The organism is Shigella sp. SIG3, assembly GCF_053555855.1.
Window position 1 is genome coordinate 1 of record NZ_JBQZXE010000092.1, and the last position, 15,035, is coordinate 15,035.

Here is a 15,035-nt window from a genome sequence, read left to right on the forward strand (position 1 = left end):
TACATTGTTAGGTTACGTTATCCCATTATCCAGTGCGGCAATCAATGCGGTGAGTATTCCAGACTATTTCGCCTGGGGCGGGATTGCACTGGTGATTCAGTTACTCGTTTTTGCTGGTGTCAGACTTTATATGCCCGCATTAAGCGAAAAAATTATTAATCACAATACCGCAGCAGGAATGTTTATGGGAACCGCCGCGCTGGCTGGCGGTATTTTTAACGCAGCTTGTATGACATGGTAATGGACGATCATGGCCAGAAAACGCAAATCAAGAAATAACAGTAAAATTGGTCACGGAGCGATCAGTCGCATTGGTAGACCGAATAATCCTTTTGAACCGCGTCGCAATCGCTACGCACAAAAATACTTAACGTTGGCGCTAATGGGCGGTGCCGCTTTTTTCGTATTGAAAGGTTGTAGCGATAGTAGCGATGTCGATAACGACGGCGACGGAACGTTTTACGCGACAGTGCAGGATTGTATTGATGACGGTAATAATGCCGACATTTGCGCGCGTGGCTGGAACAACGCCAAAGCGGCATTTTATGCCGATGTTCCAAAGAATATGACTCAGCAGAACTGTCAGTCTAAGTACGAAAATTGCTACTACGACAATGTTGAACAGAGTTGGATCCCGGTCGTTTCTGGATTTTTGTTAGGCCGGGTTATTCGTAAAGATCGCGATGAGCCGTTCGTCTATAACAGCGGCGGATCCTCATTTGCTTCCCGCCCCGTCTGGCGCAACACTTCCGGTGATTACTCCTGGCGCTTCGGTTCTGGCAAAAAAGAGTCTTACTCTTCAGGCGGCTTTACCACCAGAAAAGCGTCGACCGTTTCGCGCGGCGGCTATGGTCGTTCTTCCAGCGCCCGTGGGCATTGGGGAGGCTAATCATGCTGAGACACAACGTTCCTGTGCGGCGGGATCTGGACCAGATCGCCGCTAACAACGGTTTCGACTTTCATATCATCGACAATGAAATCTATTGGGACGAGAGTCGGGCTTACCGTTTTACTCTGCGCCAGATTGAAGAGCAGATCGAAAAACCGACTGCGGAACTGCATCAGATGTGCCTTGAGGTGGTGGATCGCGCGGTTAAAGACGAAGAGATCCTGACGCAACTGGCGATCCCGCCGTTGTACTGGGATGTGATCGCCGAAAGCTGGCGCGCACGCGATCCTTCGCTGTATGGCCGGATGGATTTTGCCTGGTGTGGCAATGCGCCGGTGAAGCTGCTGGAGTACAACGCCGATACGCCGACCTCGTTGTATGAGTCGGCTTATTTCCAGTGGTTGTGGCTGGAGGATGCCCGGCGCAGCGGCATTATTCCGCGTGATGCCGATCAGTACAACGCCATTCAGGAACGCCTGATTTCGCGCTTTAGTGAGCTTTACAGTCGGGAACCGTTTTATTTTTGCTGCTGTCAGGACACCGATGAAGACAGGAGTACCGTGCTGTACTTGCAGGACTGCGCCCAGCAGGCAGGGCAGGAGTCGCGGTTTATCTACATTGAAGATCTCGGTTTGGGCGTCGGCGGCGTACTGACCGATCTTGATGATAATGTCATCCAGCGTGCATTTAAGCTGTATCCGCTGGAGTGGATGATGCGTGACGATAACGGTCCGCTGCTGCGCAAGCGTCGCGAGCAATGGGTGGAGCCGTTATGGAAAAGTATCTTGAGTAATAAAGGGCTAATGCCGCTGCTTTGGCGCTTCTTCCCTGGTCATCCTAACCTTCTTGCATCCTGGTTTGAGGGTGAAAAATCGCAGATTGCCGCTGGCGAAAGCTATGTGCGTAAACCGATCTACTCGCGCGAAGGCGGAAACGTCACCATTTTCGACGGTCAGAATAACGTCGTTGACCACGCTGATGGTGATTACGCCGATGAACCGATGATCTACCAGGCGTTTCAACCTCTGCCGCGATTTGGCGATAGCTACACACTCATCGGTAGCTGGATTGTCGATGATGAAGCGTGCGGAATGGGGATCCGTGAAGATAACACACTGATCACCAAAGACACCTCACGTTTCGTTCCGCATTACATTGCTGGATAAGAATGTTTTAGCAATCTCTTTCTGTCATGAATCCATGGCAGTGACCATACTAATGGTGACTGCCATTGATGGAGGGAGACACAGTGCACTGGCAAACTCACACCATTTTTAATCAACCTATACCATTAAATAACAGCAACTTATACCTGTCTGATGGCGCGCTTTGCGAAGCGGTAACGCGTGAAGGTGCTGGCTGGGATAGCAATTTTCTAGCCAGTATTGGTCAGCAGTTAGGAACGGCTGAATCCCTTGAACTGGGGCGGCTGGCGAATGTAAACCCGCCTGAACTGTTGCGCTACGATGCCCAGGGGCGGCGTCTGGACGATGTTCGTTTCCATCCCGCATGGCACCTGCTGATGCAGGCGTTATGTACCAATCGGGTGCACAATCTTGCCTGGGAAGAAGACGCTCGCTCCGGCGCATTTGTGGCGCGCGCGGCGCGTTTTATGTTACATGGCAGGTTGAGGCTGGGTCGTTATGTCCAATAACGATGACCTTTGCCGCCACGCCATTGTTGTTACAGATGTTACCCACGCCGTTTCAGGACTGGACCACGCCGCTGCTGAGCGATCGCTACGATTCTCACTTATTGCCAGGTGGGCAAAAACGCGGTTTGTTGATTGGCATGGGAATGACGGAAAAGCAGGGCGGTTCCGATGTCATGAGCAACACCATCCGTGCAGAGCGTTTGGAAGATGGCTCTTATCGGCTGGTGGGGCATAAATGGTTTTTCTCGGTGCCGCAAAGCGATGCGCATCTGGTGCTGGCGCAGACCGCGGGCGGTCTGTCCTGCTTTTTTGTGCCGCGCTTTTTGCCTGACGGGCAACGCAACGCGATTCGCCTCGAGCGGCTGAAAGATAAGCTGGGTAATCGCTCTAACGCCAGTTGCGAAGTGGAGTTTCAGGATGCCATTGGCTGGTTATTGGGGCAGGAAGGGGAAGGAATTCGTCTGATCCTGAAAATGGGGGGGATGACGCGTTTTGATTGCGCCCTGGGTAGCCATGCCATGATGCGCCGTGCATTTTCGCTGGCGATTTATCATGCACATCAACGCCATGTTTTTGGTAATCCATTGATCCAACAGCCCCTTATGCGTCATGTCTTAAGTCGCATGGCACTTCAGCTTGAAGGGCAAACGGCGTTGCTGTTTCGTCTTGCGCGAGCGTGGGACCGGCGTGCCGATGCCAAAGAAGCCCTGTGGGCGCGTTTATTTACGCCTGCGGCAAAATTTGTGATCTGCAAACGAGGTATGCCGTTTGTGGCCGAAGCGATGGAGGTGCTGGGCGGCATTGGTTATTGCGAGGAGAGCGAGCTGCCGCGGCTTTACCGGGAGATGCCGGTAAACAGTATTTGGGAAGGTTCCGGCAATATTATGTGCCTGGATGTGTTGCGCGTTCTCAATAAGCAAGCGGGCGTATACGACTTATTGTCGGAAGCATTTGTGGAAGTGAAAGGGCAGGATCGCTATTTTGATCGCGCGGTTCGTCGTTTACAGCAGCAGCTGCGTAAGCCAGCTGAAGAACTGGGGCGAGAGATTACTCATCAGCTATTCCTGCTGGGCTGCGGTGCGCAAATGTTGAAATATGCTTCTCCGCCAATGGCGCAGGCGTGGTGTCAGGTGATGTTAGATACGCGCGGCGGCGTACGGTTGTCAGAGCAGATCCAGAATGATTTATTGCTGCGGGCGACGGGGGGAGTGTGTGTGTAAGCGTATACGACTGATGCGACGCTGGTTTCGATTAACTAAATGAAATATGTGAAAATTGTAGGCCGGACAAGGCGCTCGCGCCGCATCCGGCATTGTTCATTTGCTGTAGATGACACTCATGCATACAGTATCGCCTGTACGCGCCAGTTATCAGGCTGCTGGTCTTCGTACATGGTAATAATGCGGTACCATGACGCACCTTGTTCATCGGCCTTTAACGCCACGATACGTTCCACGTCCTGCGGATCCCCTGAAATATTGCTAACTGAGATCTGACCTATTTCATTCAGGCCCGTCACGCAGTCAGCACTGGCGAATTCTGCAGACTGTGCCGTGGCGCTCGCAGGATAAGTCACTAATTGCAGCGAGGGTGAGGCAAGTAATTGTTTCATCGTCAGCTCCATTTTTCGTTTCCCCACATGTTGCAGGGCATTCCATCGCGGTAATAAACGCCCAAGCTTCCAGCCGGTAATTTATTGTGCACAGGTAAACGCATAGGGACGCAAAGCAATGTAAAGCTGACTATGTAAGTTGTCTGATTTATTTACGGTACAAAATGGCTTGTGAATACCACTGTCCTGTCACGATGGTTTCGTCCACCATGACGACAACGTAATAATCAGCTTTTGCAGCGACAGCTTTTGCTCTGATTTCTGCTAATGCGTCATCCGGAGAACCCCGAACCATCGTGCTTACGCTACCTATTCGCTGTAACCCTTGCGTCTGGTCGCGGCGAATCTCTTGCGGATGGTCCGTTACTGGCGGTGCTGGCTGTGGCGTACCTTGCAGTGCGCTACAGGCACTTAACATCAACACCAATAATAAACTGGCAAACCGGTAAATAACGCTATTACGTTTCCTGCTAACCATAGTGTAGTGCCTTATTAATTTAACTTTGGGGGAATGTTCCCGAATTGTTACCTGGTACGCGATTTTCGAATGAAAACGTGACGAAAGCGTAACCCACATCTCAACATTATGAACTAATACCGCCAGCAGAAACTTGTGCTAAGGATTTCTTCATGTCATACCAGACAAAAAGGAGAGACAGATGATTGAAATAGAATCACGCGAGCTGGCAGATATTCCCGTTCTTCATGCTTATCCTGTCGGGCAAAAAGATACCCCGTTACCGTGCGTAATTTTTTATCACGGCTTTACTTCATCCAGCCTGGTGTATAGCTATTTTGCCGTTGCGCTGGCGCAGGCTGGTTTGCGGGTGATCATGCCGGATGCGCCCGATCACGGTAGCCGTTTTAGTGGCGACGAAGCGCGGCGGTTAAATCAATTCTGGCAAATCTTGCTACAAAGTATGCAGGAATTCACTACTTTACGTGCGGCAATAGCCGAAGAAAACTGGCTGCTTGATGACCGTCTGGCAGTCGGTGGCGCGTCGATGGGCGCGATGACGGCACTGGGAATTACCGCTCGCCACCCCACGGTGAAATGTACCGCCAGCATGATGGGATCGGGCTATTTTACATCGCTCGCCCGTTCACTGTTTCCACCGCTGATACCTGAAACGGCAGCACAGCAGAATGAATTCAATAAAATTGTCGCGCCGCTGGCAGAGTGGGAAGCGACAAACCACCTAGAACAACTTGGGGACAGACCTCTACTGCTGTGGCATGGCCTCGACGATGACGTTGTGCCTGCCGACGAATCACTACGTTTGCAGCAGGCCTTAAGCGAGACGGGACGGGATAAACTGCTAACCTGTTCATGGCAGCCAGGCGTGCGTCACCGCATTACGCCTGAGGCGTTAGATGCTGCCGTGACATTTTTCCGCCAGCATCTTTAAACACGCAGAATGCTGACCCCTTGCGCTTCCAGTTGTTGCAGGATTTCCGGGTTAGCATTTTTGCCGGTGATCAGCATATCGATTTGATCGGCACGGCTAAAAAGCATTCCCGCGCGTTCGCCAATCTTACTGCTATCAACCAGTACCACCAGTTTCCCTACCACGCTCAGCATCTTCTGCTCTGCCATTGCTGTCAGCATATCGGTTTTATACAACCCTTCTGCGGTCAGCCCTTTTCCGCTGGTAAACATCCAGTGCCCGGCATAGAGACTGTTTTCGCTGCCCTGCGGGCTTAAAGTGATGGACTGACTTTTGTTGTACTGTCCACCCATAATGATCACGCTGTCATGTTCTTGATCGATCAGGTAATTTGCCAGCGGTAGATAATTAGTGATGATTTGCACTGGCTTGCCACACATTTCCCGCCCAAGCAGAAACGCGGTGGAGCCGCAGTTGATGACTACGCTTTCGCCCGGATTAACCAGCTGCGAGGCCGCTTTAGCAATACGTACTTTTTCATCGTGATTCTGCGCCTGATGCAGATTCATCGGCGTCCAGCGCGGGCGCTGTTGGGTAATAGCTTCTGCGCCATTGCGCACCTTTTTCAGTTTGCCGCTTTCGCCAAGTTTATTGATATCGCGTCGCGCAGTGGCAGGCGAAATTCCCAGACGCTCAACGACTTTCTCAACGGTCACAAAGCCCAATTGTGCGAGCATTTCCAGGAGGATTTGATGTCTTTGTGCTTCAGTCATGAGCTATTCCGATAAAATTTGATTTTTTTAGATGATATTTGAAATAGCCAGGAAATACTACGCCGGATAGCGCGAACTTCTCCACGCTATCCGGTATAAACGACAGATTACAGGAATGACTTGAACGGCAGATCCGGTTCAATAGTGAAGCAATCATCGAAACCGCGCGGATAGTGGTACTCGAAGTTGTCTTTATCCAGCGGCCAGGTAAATTTGCCGCCAACCTGCCAGATAAACGGCTTGAAGCCATACTTCAGACGATCTTTTTTCATCTCCCACAGCACGCGGATCTCTTGCGGATCGGCCTGGAAGTTTGACCAGATGTCGTGGTGGAACGGGATAACCACTTTCGCATTCAGGGCTTCACCCATACGCAGCATATCGGCGCTGGTCATTTTGTCGGTAATACCGCGCGGGTTCTCACCATACGATCCTAACGCCACATCGATCTGATGTTCGTTACCGTGCTTCGCATAATAGTTAGAGTAGTGGGAATCGCCACTGTGATATAGGGAACCGCCAGGGGTTTTGAACAGGTAGTTTACTGCGCGATCGTCCATGCCATCTGGCAGTACGCCAGCCGCTTTTTGATCGGCAGGCAGGGTGATCAGTGCAGTACGGTCGAAAGCGTCAAGCGCATGAATTTCAATGTCTTTCACTTTTACAACATCGCCCGGTTTGACCACGATGCAACGCTCTTTCGGTACGCCCCAGCCAATCCACAAATCAACGCAGGTTTTCGGTCCAATGAATGGTACGTCATCAGCACAGTTCTGCATCACGGCAGCAGCGACGTTAACGTCGATATGATCGTTGTGATCGTGAGTCGCCAGTACCGCGTCGATCTGGCGAATCGCAAACGGATCAAGAACAAACGGGGTGGTGCGTAGGTTTGGCTGCAGTTTTTTCACGCCAGCCATGCGCTGCATCTGGTGACCCTGTTTCATTAACGGGTTACCGTGACTTTGTTTGCCAGTGCCGCACCAGAAATCAACGCAAACGTTGGTGCCACCTTCTGATTTCAACCAGATCCCGGTGCAGCCTAGCCACCACATCGCAAATGTGCCAGGGGCGACCTGCTCTTGTTCAATTTCTTCATTCAGCCAGCTACCCCACTCCGGGAAAGTGCTCAGGATCCAGGATTCTCGGGTGATACTTTTCACTTTACTCATCGCCATTTACCTTCATGATAGTTCAATTCGAATCAATATGTGATTGGTTTTGATTAATCCTGACACTATTTTTTCAGGAAGGCAATGACCATTTTTTGACTTTTTGCCAGGGAAGTTGTTGTTGATTTTGAGTGTAGAAAGATTTAATGGAATGTATAGTTAAATTAACTAAATGAATTTAAATAAATAATTTTTTCGTTGTGTGAATCCCACTCTATCCGTGTGGAATTATTTGCGGGTCGCGTCACATTTAATCATAAATAATCTTGTTGTGATTACTTTTGAAAATTAGAGTGAGTGCACAACATTCCGGGTGTGCGGAATACCCGGTTACCTCTTCTTCAGGAGATCGTTATGGAGATCCTCTACAACATCTTTACCGTGTTTTTTAACCAGGTCATGACCAATGCCCCGTTGTTGCTGGGTATTGTGACCTGTCTGGGCTACATCCTACTGCGCAAAAGTGTCAGCGTTATTATTAAAGGCACGATTAAAACCATAATTGGTTTCATGTTGTTGCAGGCAGGGTCCGGCATCCTCACCAGCACCTTCAAACCGGTGGTGGCGAAAATGTCCGAAGTCTACGGCATTAACGGCGCAATTTCCGATACTTACGCGTCGATGATGGCAACCATCGACCGCATGGGCGATGCCTATAGCTGGGTAGGTTACGCGGTGTTGTTAGCGCTGGCGCTGAACATCTGTTACGTGCTGCTGCGTCGCATTACCGGTATTCGTACCATCATGCTGACTGGTCATATCATGTTCCAGCAGGCGGGGCTGATTGCCGTTACGTTGTTTATTTTCGGCTACTCCATGTGGACAACCATTATCTGCACGGCGATTCTGGTTTCGCTCTACTGGGGCATTACCTCCAACATGATGTACAAGCCGACTCAGGAAGTGACGGACGGCTGCGGTTTCTCCATCGGTCACCAGCAACAGTTTGCATCATTAATTGCCTATAAAGTTGCGCCGTTCCTCGGCAAAAAAGAGGAAAGCGTTGAAGACCTCAAACTGCCAGGCTGGCTGAATATTTTCCACGACAACATCGTCTCCACGGCGATTGTCATGACCATCTTCTTTGGTGCCATTCTGCTCTCCTTCGGTATCGACACCGTGCAGGCGATGGCAGGCAAAGTGCACTGGACGGTCTATATCCTGCAAACCGGTTTTTCCTTCGCGGTGGCGATCTTCATCATCACTCAGGGTGTGCGCATGTTTGTGGCGGAACTCTCTGAAGCGTTTAACGGTATCTCCCAGCGCCTGATCCCTGGTGCGGTTCTGGCGATTGACTGTGCGGCTATTTATAGCTTCGCTCCGAACGCCGTGGTCTGGGGCTTTATGTGGGGCACCATCGGTCAGCTGATTGCGGTTGGCATCCTGGTCGCCTGCGGTTCCTCGATCCTGATTATCCCAGGCTTTATCCCGATGTTCTTCTCCAACGCCACCATCGGCGTGTTCGCTAACCACTTCGGCGGCTGGCGTGCGGCGCTGAAGATTTGTCTGGTGATGGGGATGATCGAAATCTTTGGTTGCGTCTGGGTGGTGAAACTTACCGGTATGAGTGCCTGGATGGGGATGGCGGACTGGTCGATTCTGGCACCGCCGATGATGCAGGGCTTCTTCTCCATCGGTATCGCCTTTATGGCCGTCATCATTGTAATTGCACTGGCTTATATGTTCTTCGCTGGCCGCGCACTGCGCGCAGAAGAAGATGCAGAAAAACAATTGGCAGAACAGTCTGCTTAATAAGGAGTTTTGATTATGACCGTACGTATTCTGGCTGTGTGTGGCAACGGACAAGGCAGTTCCATGATCATGAAGATGAAAGTGGACCAGTTTTTAACCCAATCAAACATTGACCACACGGTAAATAGCTGCGCGGTTGGCGAATACAAAAGCGAGTTGAGCGGCGCGGATATCATCATCGCTTCTACGCACATTGCGGGCGAAATCACCGTGACCGGCAACAAATACGTGGTTGGCGTGCGCAACATGCTCTCTCCTGCCGACTTTGGCCCGAAACTGCTGGAAGTGATCAAAGCGCATTTCCCGCAGGATGTGAAGTAAGGACGCGCCATGAAATTACATGATTCGCTGGCGGAGAATAAATCCATCCGCCTGCAGGCTGAAGCTGAGACATGGCAGGACGCAGTAAAAATCGGCGTTGACCTGCTGGTGGCGGCGGATGTTGTCGAGCCGCGTTACTACCAGGCGATTCTGGATGCGGTTGAACAGCACGGTCCGTACTTTGTGCTCGCACCAGGCCTGGCAATGCCGCACGGTCGCCCGGAAGAGGGCGTTAAGAAAACCGGTTTTGCGCTGGTGACGCTGAAAAAGCCGCTGGAGTTCAACCACGAAGATAACGACCCGGTGGATATCCTCATCACCATGGCGGTGGTCGATGCCAACACGCACTAGGAAGTGGGCATCATGCAGATCGTCAACCTGTTTGAAGATGAAGAAAATTTCGACCGTTTACGTGCCTGCCGTACCGAGCAGGAAGTACTGGATCTCATTGACCGCACCAACGCGGCAGCTTAAGAAGGAATTGAAGATGTCATTACCGATGTTGCAAGTCGCGCTGGACAACCAGACTATGGATAGCGCCTACGAAACCACTCGCCTGATTGCCGAAGAAGTCGACATTATCGAAGTGGGTACCATTCTGTGCGTGGGCGAAGGCGTGCGTGCGGTTCGCGATCTGAAAGCGCTCTACCCGCACAAAATCGTGCTGGCAGACGCCAAAATTGCCGATGCGGGCAAAATTCTTTCTCGTATGTGCTTCGAAGCCAACGCTGACTGGGTGACCGTGATTTGTTGTGCGGATATCAACACCGCCAAAGGTGCGCTGGACGTAGCAAAAGAGTTTAACGGCGACGTGCAGATCGAACTGACCGGTTACTGGACCTGGGAACAGGCGCAACAGTGGCGCGACGCAGGTATTCAGCAGGTGGTTTATCACCGCAGCCGTGACGCGCAGGCCGCTGGCGTGGCGTGGGGTGAAGCCGATATCACTGCGATCAAACGTCTTTCCGATATGGGCTTCAAAGTCACCGTCACCGGTGGCCTGGCGCTGGAAGATCTGCCGCTGTTCAAAGGCATTCCAATTCATGTGTTTATCGCCGGTCGCAGCATCCGTGATGCCGCTTCTCCGGTTGAAGCCGCGCGTCAGTTCAAACGTTCCATCGCCGAACTGTGGGGCTAAGGAGCGGATATGTTGTCCAAACAAATCCCGCTTGGCATCTATGAAAAAGCGCTCCCCGCCGGGGAGTGCTGGCTGGAACGCCTGCGACTGGCAAAAACGTTGGGCTTCGATTTTGTCGAGATGTCGGTAGATGAAACTGACGAGCGCCTGTCGCGCCTCGACTGGAGCCGCGAGCAGCGTCTGGCGCTGGTGAATGCGATTGTTGAAACCGGCGTGCGTGTGCCGTCCATGTGCCTTTCTGCCCATCGTCGTTTCCCGTTGGGCAGCGAAGATGACGCGGTGCGGGCGCAGGGGCTGGAGATTATGCGTAAAGCCATCCAGTTCGCCCAGGACGTTGGCATTCGCGTGATCCAGCTGGCGGGCTATGACGTTTACTATCAGGAAGCCAATAACGAAACGCGTCGTCGTTTCCGTGACGGCCTGAAAGAGAGCGTTGAGATGGCGAGCCGCGCACAGGTGACGCTGGCGATGGAGATCATGGATTATCCGTTGATGAACTCCATCAGCAAGGCGCTGGGTTACGCGCACTATCTCAACAACCCGTGGTTCCAGCTCTACCCGGATATCGGCAACCTGTCGGCGTGGGACAACGATGTGCAGATGGAGTTGCAGGCCGGAATCGGGCATATCGTCGCGGTGCATGTGAAAGACACCAAACCGGGCGTCTTCAAAAACGTGCCATTTGGCGAAGGTGTGGTGGATTTCGAACGTTGCTTCGAAACGCTCAAACAGAGTGGCTATTGCGGGCCGTACCTGATTGAGATGTGGAGCGAAACGGCGGAAGACCCGGCGGCAGAAGTGGTGAAAGCGCGCATGGCCAAAGCAGGCATGGTGGAGGCGGCATAATGCAAAAGCTAAAACAGCAGGTGTTTGAAGCCAACATGGATCTGCCGCGCTATGGGCTGGTGACCTTTACTTGGGGCAACGTCAGCGCTATCGACCGCGAACGCGGGCTGGTGGTGATCAAGCCCAGCGGCGTTGCCTACGAAACCATGAAAGCAGACGATATGGTGGTGGTCGATATGAGCGGCAAGGTGGTGGAAGGGGAGTATCGCCCATCTTCCGACACTGCGACGCATCTCGAACTCTACCGTCGTTACCCGTCGCTTGGCGGCATTGTCCATACCCACTCCACTCATGCCACCGCATGGGCGCAGGCGGGGCTGGCGATCCCGGCATTAGGCACCACGCACGCTGACTACTTCTTTGGTGATATCCCGTGTACGCGTGGATTAAGCGAAGAAGAGGTGCAGGGTGAGTATGAACTGAACACTGGCAAAGTGATTATCGAAACGCTGGGCAACGCCGAGCCGCTGCATACGCCGGGAATTGTGGTGTATCAGCACGGACCGTTCGCCTGGGGGAAAGATGCCCACGACGCGGTGCATAACGCGGTAGTGATGGAAGAAGTGGCGAAAATGGCGTGGATTGCGCGCAGTATTAATCCACAACTCAATCATATCGACAGCTACCTGATGAATAAACACTTCATGCGTAAGCACGGTCCTAACGCTTATTACGGGCAGAAGTAAAACACGCGCTGCGGAAATTTCCTTCCTCGGGAGATAACTGGTCTAATTCCGCAGCCGTTTTTCAAAAAAAGCCCCCTGCGAAGGGGGCAAAGCAAACTATGGCAATGTTTCGTTGGTTATACCTGGTGCTAGCGATAAATATCCGCGCTGGCGTGCATATTGCCGTTACTCCCCGGTTCCCGCATCAGAATTACGTGGTAGTACGTTGCGCCTTGCGCATCTGTTTCTTCATTTAATGCCTGACGTGCTTCGCTTTCAGTGGCGAAATTATGATTGATATAAATCACGCCTAAGCTTTGCACATCGTCCATATTTCTGGCCTGGTGGTTATTAATTTCAATGGCTGCCCATGTATTTGCACTTAGCAAAAGCACAGCCAGAAGGGCTAAAACTCGACTGAACATAGATACCTCCTCGACGGCTGACTTTGTGTGCTCTCCTCTGTGATGATCTTCTGATTTAATTTTAATCAATGATAAAGAAGTTGATGGTGACCATTTCTGATGCAGTTGTTCAAAAAAACACTGTGACGGAATGTGATGAACTTCAAATCAGCGGTTTAGAGGTTATTTGCGAAAGGGGAGATTTATTTCTGCTCCGCCCTTGAGTTTAGCGGGGTATGTCAGTACTATAACGCGTCATTTTTCAGCCGACCTTTAACACGTTCCTTGCCTCCCCGGGATTCGGCTGACCCAGACAGGAGGCTGAATAATCCGTAAGGAGCAATTCGATGCGTCATTACGAAATCGTTTTTATGGTCCATCCTGACCAGAGCGAACAGGTTCCGGGCATGATCGAGCGCTACACTGCTGCCATCACTGGTGCAGAAGGCAAGATCCACCGTCTGGAAGACTGGGGCCGCCGTCAGCTGGCTTACCCGATCAACAAACTGCACAAAGCACACTACGTTCTGATGAACATTGAAGCTCCGCAGGAAGTGATCGATGAGCTGGAAACTACCTTCCGCTTCAACGATGCCGTTATCCGCAGCATGGTTATGCGTACCAAGCACGCTGTTACCGAAGCATCTCCGATGGTTAAAGCGAAAGACGAGCGCCGTGAGCGTCGCGATGATTTCGCAAACGAAACCGCTGATGATGCTGAAGCTGGGGATTCTGAAGAGTAATTTCTGATGACCAACCGTCTGGTGTTGTCCGGCACCGTGTGCAGGACTCCCCTTCGAAAGGTCAGTCCATCAGGAATTCCTCACTGCCAGTTCGTGCTTGAGCATCGTTCTGTGCAGGAGGAAGCCGGCTTTCACCGGCAGGCATGGTGTCAAATGCCCGTTATTGTTAGCGGACACGAAAACCAGGCCATTACTCACAGTATAACGGTCGGCAGTCGCATAACCGTTCAGGGGTTCATTTCATGCCACAAGGCAAAGAACGGACTGAGCAAAATGGTTTTGCACGCCGAGCAGATTGAATTGATAGATTCTGGAGACTAGCCATATGGCACGTTATTTCCGTCGTCGCAAGTTCTGCCGTTTCACCGCGGAAGGCGTTCAAGAGATCGACTATAAAGATATCGCTACGCTGAAAAACTACATCACCGAAAGCGGTAAGATTGTCCCAAGCCGTATCACCGGTACCCGTGCAAAATACCAGCGTCAGCTGGCTCGCGCTATCAAACGCGCTCGCTACCTGTCCCTGCTGCCGTACACTGATCGCCATCAGTAATCGGTCACGGTCCATTAATACGACTTTGAGAGGATAAGGTAATGCAAGTTATTCTGCTTGATAAAGTAGCAAACCTGGGTAGCCTGGGTGATCAGGTAAACGTTAAAGCGGGCTATGCTCGTAACTTCCTGGTACCGCAGGGTAAAGCTGTTCCAGCTACCAAGAAAAACATTGAATTCTTCGAAGCACGTCGCGCTGAACTGGAAGCTAAACTGGCTGAAGTTCTGGCAGCTGCTAATGCTCGCGCTGAGAAAATCAATGCACTGGAAACTGTTACCATCGCGTCTAAAGCTGGCGACGAAGGTAAACTGTTCGGTTCCATCGGTACTCGCGACATCGCTGACGCTGTAACTGCAGCTGGCGTTGAAGTGGCTAAGAGCGAAGTTCGTCTGCCGAACGGCGTTCTGCGTACCACTGGCGAACACGAAGTGAGCTTCCAGGTTCACAGCGAAGTATTCGCGAAAGTGATCGTAAACGTAGTAGCTGAATAATTCGTTATTCAACGAGACGTAAAAACGCCGACCATTGGTCGGCGTTTTGCTTTCTATTTTTCGTCAGGCATTAATTTCGCAAGTAGATCCATTCACCATTCTCTTGTGTCCATAAGTCAGGATGGTTTGCTGGCGTTAGATGCATACGATCACTCCTTATGTCTCGGTCCTGCGGCACTCGCTCGAAACCTAAACCCGAGTAGATTGCGGCTGAATTTGATAAGGAACGTAGACCAATTTTCAAATCATGGGGTAAATCAGAATACGCGTTTAGCAATGCAGCAATGATGAATCCGAGGGCATTAGAAACGCCTGTAACAGTGCGAAGTTGGTCGATATAAAGATCGATTGTTGGTAGTTCAGATGACCAGCAATTAGGCATTTGGGCAGGAAGGGTTACAACGTATCCTATCGTTTGGCCGGTATAGTCTGGAGTACTATAACCAGGTCCCAAAACAACCTCGTGTATTGTGTATTTACTGTTGGGTTCGAAGGATTCGACATCTTGCAATAAATATTTCAGTTCTGCGGTTAACCTCGCACCCGCGTAAGCTTTATTGTATTTCTGGGCGTGAATATTATCTAATGTAGCTTCATGGTTCCATCCAAAAGAATTATCACCATTCATTGTTAC

General features: G+C 51.3%; 19 protein-coding genes and 2 pseudogenes. 15 read left to right on the forward strand and 6 right to left on the reverse strand.

Features of this window, described 5'->3' with window-relative positions:
* From ACUU1I_RS15095 to ACUU1I_RS15110, 4 genes and pseudogenes are all read left to right on the forward strand, one after another.
* Positions 1-241: DUF350 domain-containing protein (locus ACUU1I_RS15095; protein ID WP_140039632.1), on the forward strand; the 241-nt coding region annotated here is incomplete at its 5' end.
* A 9-nt stretch (positions 242-250) separates the two neighbouring features.
* On the forward strand, positions 251-889 hold the full coding sequence (locus tag ACUU1I_RS15100) for a DUF1190 domain-containing protein (RefSeq protein ID WP_000101679.1): 639 nt from the start codon (positions 251-253) through the stop codon (positions 887-889).
* Positions 890-891: 2 nt separating this feature from the next.
* A complete protein-coding gene (locus ACUU1I_RS15105) occupies positions 892-2,055 on the forward strand; it encodes a glutathionylspermidine synthase family protein (protein WP_000943983.1) in 1,164 nt (387 codons plus the stop codon).
* Between the two features lie 68 nt (positions 2,056-2,123).
* Positions 2,124-3,763 (forward strand): annotated as a pseudogene (locus ACUU1I_RS15110) (isovaleryl-CoA dehydrogenase).
* 116 nt (positions 3,764-3,879) lie between these two features.
* On the opposite strand, the gene yjfN reads toward ACUU1I_RS15110, so the two are convergent.
* Positions 3,880-4,155, reverse strand: a complete 276-nt coding sequence (gene yjfN / locus ACUU1I_RS15115) for a DUF1471 family protease activator YjfN (protein WP_000811566.1) — start codon at positions 4,153-4,155, stop codon at positions 3,880-3,882.
* Positions 4,156-4,303: 148 nt separating this feature from the next.
* Positions 4,304-4,633, reverse strand: coding sequence for a biofilm peroxide resistance protein BsmA (bsmA, locus tag ACUU1I_RS15120; protein WP_000254636.1), 330 nt, complete (start codon positions 4,631-4,633; stop codon positions 4,304-4,306).
* A 181-nt stretch (positions 4,634-4,814) separates the two neighbouring features.
* On the opposite strand from bsmA, the gene yjfP reads away from it, so the two are divergent.
* Positions 4,815-5,564, forward strand: coding sequence for an esterase (gene yjfP / locus ACUU1I_RS15125; protein WP_000569721.1), 750 nt, complete (start codon positions 4,815-4,817; stop codon positions 5,562-5,564).
* Here yjfP and ulaR read toward each other — a convergent pair.
* On the reverse strand, positions 5,561-6,316 hold the full coding sequence (gene ulaR, locus ACUU1I_RS15130; RefSeq protein WP_000133645.1) for an HTH-type transcriptional regulator UlaR: 756 nt from the start codon (positions 6,314-6,316) through the stop codon (positions 5,561-5,563). The genes yjfP and ulaR overlap by 4 nt on opposite strands.
* Before the next feature lie 107 nt (positions 6,317-6,423).
* The gene (ulaG, locus tag ACUU1I_RS15135; protein ID WP_001295191.1) at positions 6,424-7,488 is read right to left on the reverse strand and encodes an L-ascorbate 6-phosphate lactonase; all 1,065 of its coding nucleotides are present in this window, start codon (positions 7,486-7,488) and stop codon (positions 6,424-6,426) included.
* Positions 7,489-7,842: 354 nt separating this feature from the next.
* Between ulaG and ulaA the strand changes: the two genes are divergently transcribed.
* From ulaA to ulaF, 6 genes and pseudogenes are all read left to right on the forward strand, one after another.
* Entirely contained in the window at positions 7,843-9,240 is a 1,398-nt protein-coding gene (gene ulaA, locus ACUU1I_RS15140) for a PTS ascorbate transporter subunit IIC (RefSeq protein WP_005053825.1), read from the forward strand.
* A 15-nt stretch (positions 9,241-9,255) separates the two neighbouring features.
* A complete protein-coding gene (gene ulaB / locus ACUU1I_RS15145; protein ID WP_000218360.1) occupies positions 9,256-9,561 on the forward strand; it encodes a PTS ascorbate transporter subunit IIB in 306 nt (101 codons plus the stop codon).
* Between the two features lie 9 nt (positions 9,562-9,570).
* A pseudogene (gene ulaC, locus ACUU1I_RS15150) lies at positions 9,571-10,035 on the forward strand (PTS ascorbate transporter subunit IIA).
* 13 nt (positions 10,036-10,048) lie between these two features.
* Entirely contained in the window at positions 10,049-10,699 is a 651-nt protein-coding gene (gene ulaD, locus ACUU1I_RS15155; protein ID WP_000056760.1) for a 3-keto-L-gulonate-6-phosphate decarboxylase UlaD, read from the forward strand.
* Positions 10,700-10,708: 9 nt separating this feature from the next.
* Complete coding sequence (gene ulaE / locus ACUU1I_RS15160) at positions 10,709-11,545, forward strand: L-ribulose-5-phosphate 3-epimerase UlaE (RefSeq protein WP_000949542.1); 837 nt, start codon at positions 10,709-10,711, stop codon at positions 11,543-11,545.
* The gene (ulaF, locus tag ACUU1I_RS15165) at positions 11,545-12,231 is read left to right on the forward strand and encodes an L-ribulose-5-phosphate 4-epimerase UlaF (protein WP_001170813.1); all 687 of its coding nucleotides are present in this window, start codon (positions 11,545-11,547) and stop codon (positions 12,229-12,231) included. Before ulaE ends, ulaF begins: the two co-directional genes overlap by 1 nt.
* A gap of 128 nt (positions 12,232-12,359) precedes the next feature.
* Here the strand turns inward: ulaF and yjfY are convergent, their stop codons facing one another.
* Positions 12,360-12,635, reverse strand: a complete 276-nt coding sequence (gene yjfY, locus ACUU1I_RS15170; protein ID WP_000492914.1) for a DUF1471 family protein YjfY — start codon at positions 12,633-12,635, stop codon at positions 12,360-12,362.
* A gap of 326 nt (positions 12,636-12,961) precedes the next feature.
* On the opposite strand from yjfY, the gene rpsF reads away from it, so the two are divergent.
* The 4 genes from rpsF to rplI are packed head-to-tail and all read left to right on the forward strand — an operon-like array spanning position 12,962 to position 14,401.
* Positions 12,962-13,357, forward strand: a complete 396-nt coding sequence (gene rpsF, locus ACUU1I_RS15175) for a 30S ribosomal protein S6 (protein ID WP_001216674.1) — start codon at positions 12,962-12,964, stop codon at positions 13,355-13,357.
* Positions 13,358-13,363: 6 nt separating this feature from the next.
* Positions 13,364-13,678, forward strand: a complete 315-nt coding sequence (gene priB / locus ACUU1I_RS15180; protein WP_001296681.1) for a primosomal replication protein N — start codon at positions 13,364-13,366, stop codon at positions 13,676-13,678.
* Positions 13,679-13,682: 4 nt separating this feature from the next.
* Positions 13,683-13,910: a 30S ribosomal protein S18 gene (rpsR, locus tag ACUU1I_RS15185; protein ID WP_000135199.1), complete on the forward strand. Its 228-nt coding sequence runs from the start codon at positions 13,683-13,685 to the stop codon at positions 13,908-13,910.
* A gap of 41 nt (positions 13,911-13,951) precedes the next feature.
* Positions 13,952-14,401, forward strand: coding sequence for a 50S ribosomal protein L9 (gene rplI, locus ACUU1I_RS15190; protein ID WP_001196062.1), 450 nt, complete (start codon positions 13,952-13,954; stop codon positions 14,399-14,401).
* 70 nt (positions 14,402-14,471) lie between these two features.
* Here the strand turns inward: rplI and ACUU1I_RS15195 are convergent.
* Positions 14,472-15,035: DUF2686 family protein (locus tag ACUU1I_RS15195; protein WP_449144680.1), on the reverse strand; the 564-nt coding region annotated here is incomplete at its 5' end.

What these genes read in the sequence shown, in the direction of transcription:
- yjfP (WP_000569721.1), top strand. Translation starts at nt 4,815, where the DNA reads ATGATTGAAATAGAATCACGCGAGCTGGCAGATATTCCCGTTCTTCAT.
- rpsR (WP_000135199.1), top strand. Translation starts at nt 13,683, where the DNA reads ATGGCACGTTATTTCCGTCGTCGCAAGTTCTGCCGTTTCACCGCGGAA.
- ulaD (WP_000056760.1), top strand. Translation starts at nt 10,049, where the DNA reads ATGTCATTACCGATGTTGCAAGTCGCGCTGGACAACCAGACTATGGAT.
- priB (WP_001296681.1), top strand. Translation starts at nt 13,364, where the DNA reads ATGACCAACCGTCTGGTGTTGTCCGGCACCGTGTGCAGGACTCCCCTT.
- rpsF (WP_001216674.1), top strand. Translation starts at nt 12,962, where the DNA reads ATGCGTCATTACGAAATCGTTTTTATGGTCCATCCTGACCAGAGCGAA.
- ulaF (WP_001170813.1), top strand. Translation starts at nt 11,545, where the DNA reads ATGCAAAAGCTAAAACAGCAGGTGTTTGAAGCCAACATGGATCTGCCG.
- yjfN (WP_000811566.1), bottom strand. Translation starts at nt 4,155, where the DNA reads ATGAAACAATTACTTGCCTCACCCTCGCTGCAATTAGTGACTTATCCT.
- ACUU1I_RS15100 (WP_000101679.1), top strand. Translation starts at nt 251, where the DNA reads ATGGCCAGAAAACGCAAATCAAGAAATAACAGTAAAATTGGTCACGGA.
- rplI (WP_001196062.1), top strand. Translation starts at nt 13,952, where the DNA reads ATGCAAGTTATTCTGCTTGATAAAGTAGCAAACCTGGGTAGCCTGGGT.
- yjfY (WP_000492914.1), bottom strand. Translation starts at nt 12,635, where the DNA reads ATGTTCAGTCGAGTTTTAGCCCTTCTGGCTGTGCTTTTGCTAAGTGCA.
- bsmA (WP_000254636.1), bottom strand. Translation starts at nt 4,633, where the DNA reads ATGGTTAGCAGGAAACGTAATAGCGTTATTTACCGGTTTGCCAGTTTA.
- ulaA (WP_005053825.1), top strand. Translation starts at nt 7,843, where the DNA reads ATGGAGATCCTCTACAACATCTTTACCGTGTTTTTTAACCAGGTCATG.
- ulaG (WP_001295191.1), bottom strand. Translation starts at nt 7,488, where the DNA reads ATGAGTAAAGTGAAAAGTATCACCCGAGAATCCTGGATCCTGAGCACT.
- ulaE (WP_000949542.1), top strand. Translation starts at nt 10,709, where the DNA reads ATGTTGTCCAAACAAATCCCGCTTGGCATCTATGAAAAAGCGCTCCCC.
- ulaR (WP_000133645.1), bottom strand. Translation starts at nt 6,316, where the DNA reads ATGACTGAAGCACAAAGACATCAAATCCTCCTGGAAATGCTCGCACAA.
- ulaB (WP_000218360.1), top strand. Translation starts at nt 9,256, where the DNA reads ATGACCGTACGTATTCTGGCTGTGTGTGGCAACGGACAAGGCAGTTCC.
- ACUU1I_RS15105 (WP_000943983.1), top strand. Translation starts at nt 892, where the DNA reads ATGCTGAGACACAACGTTCCTGTGCGGCGGGATCTGGACCAGATCGCC.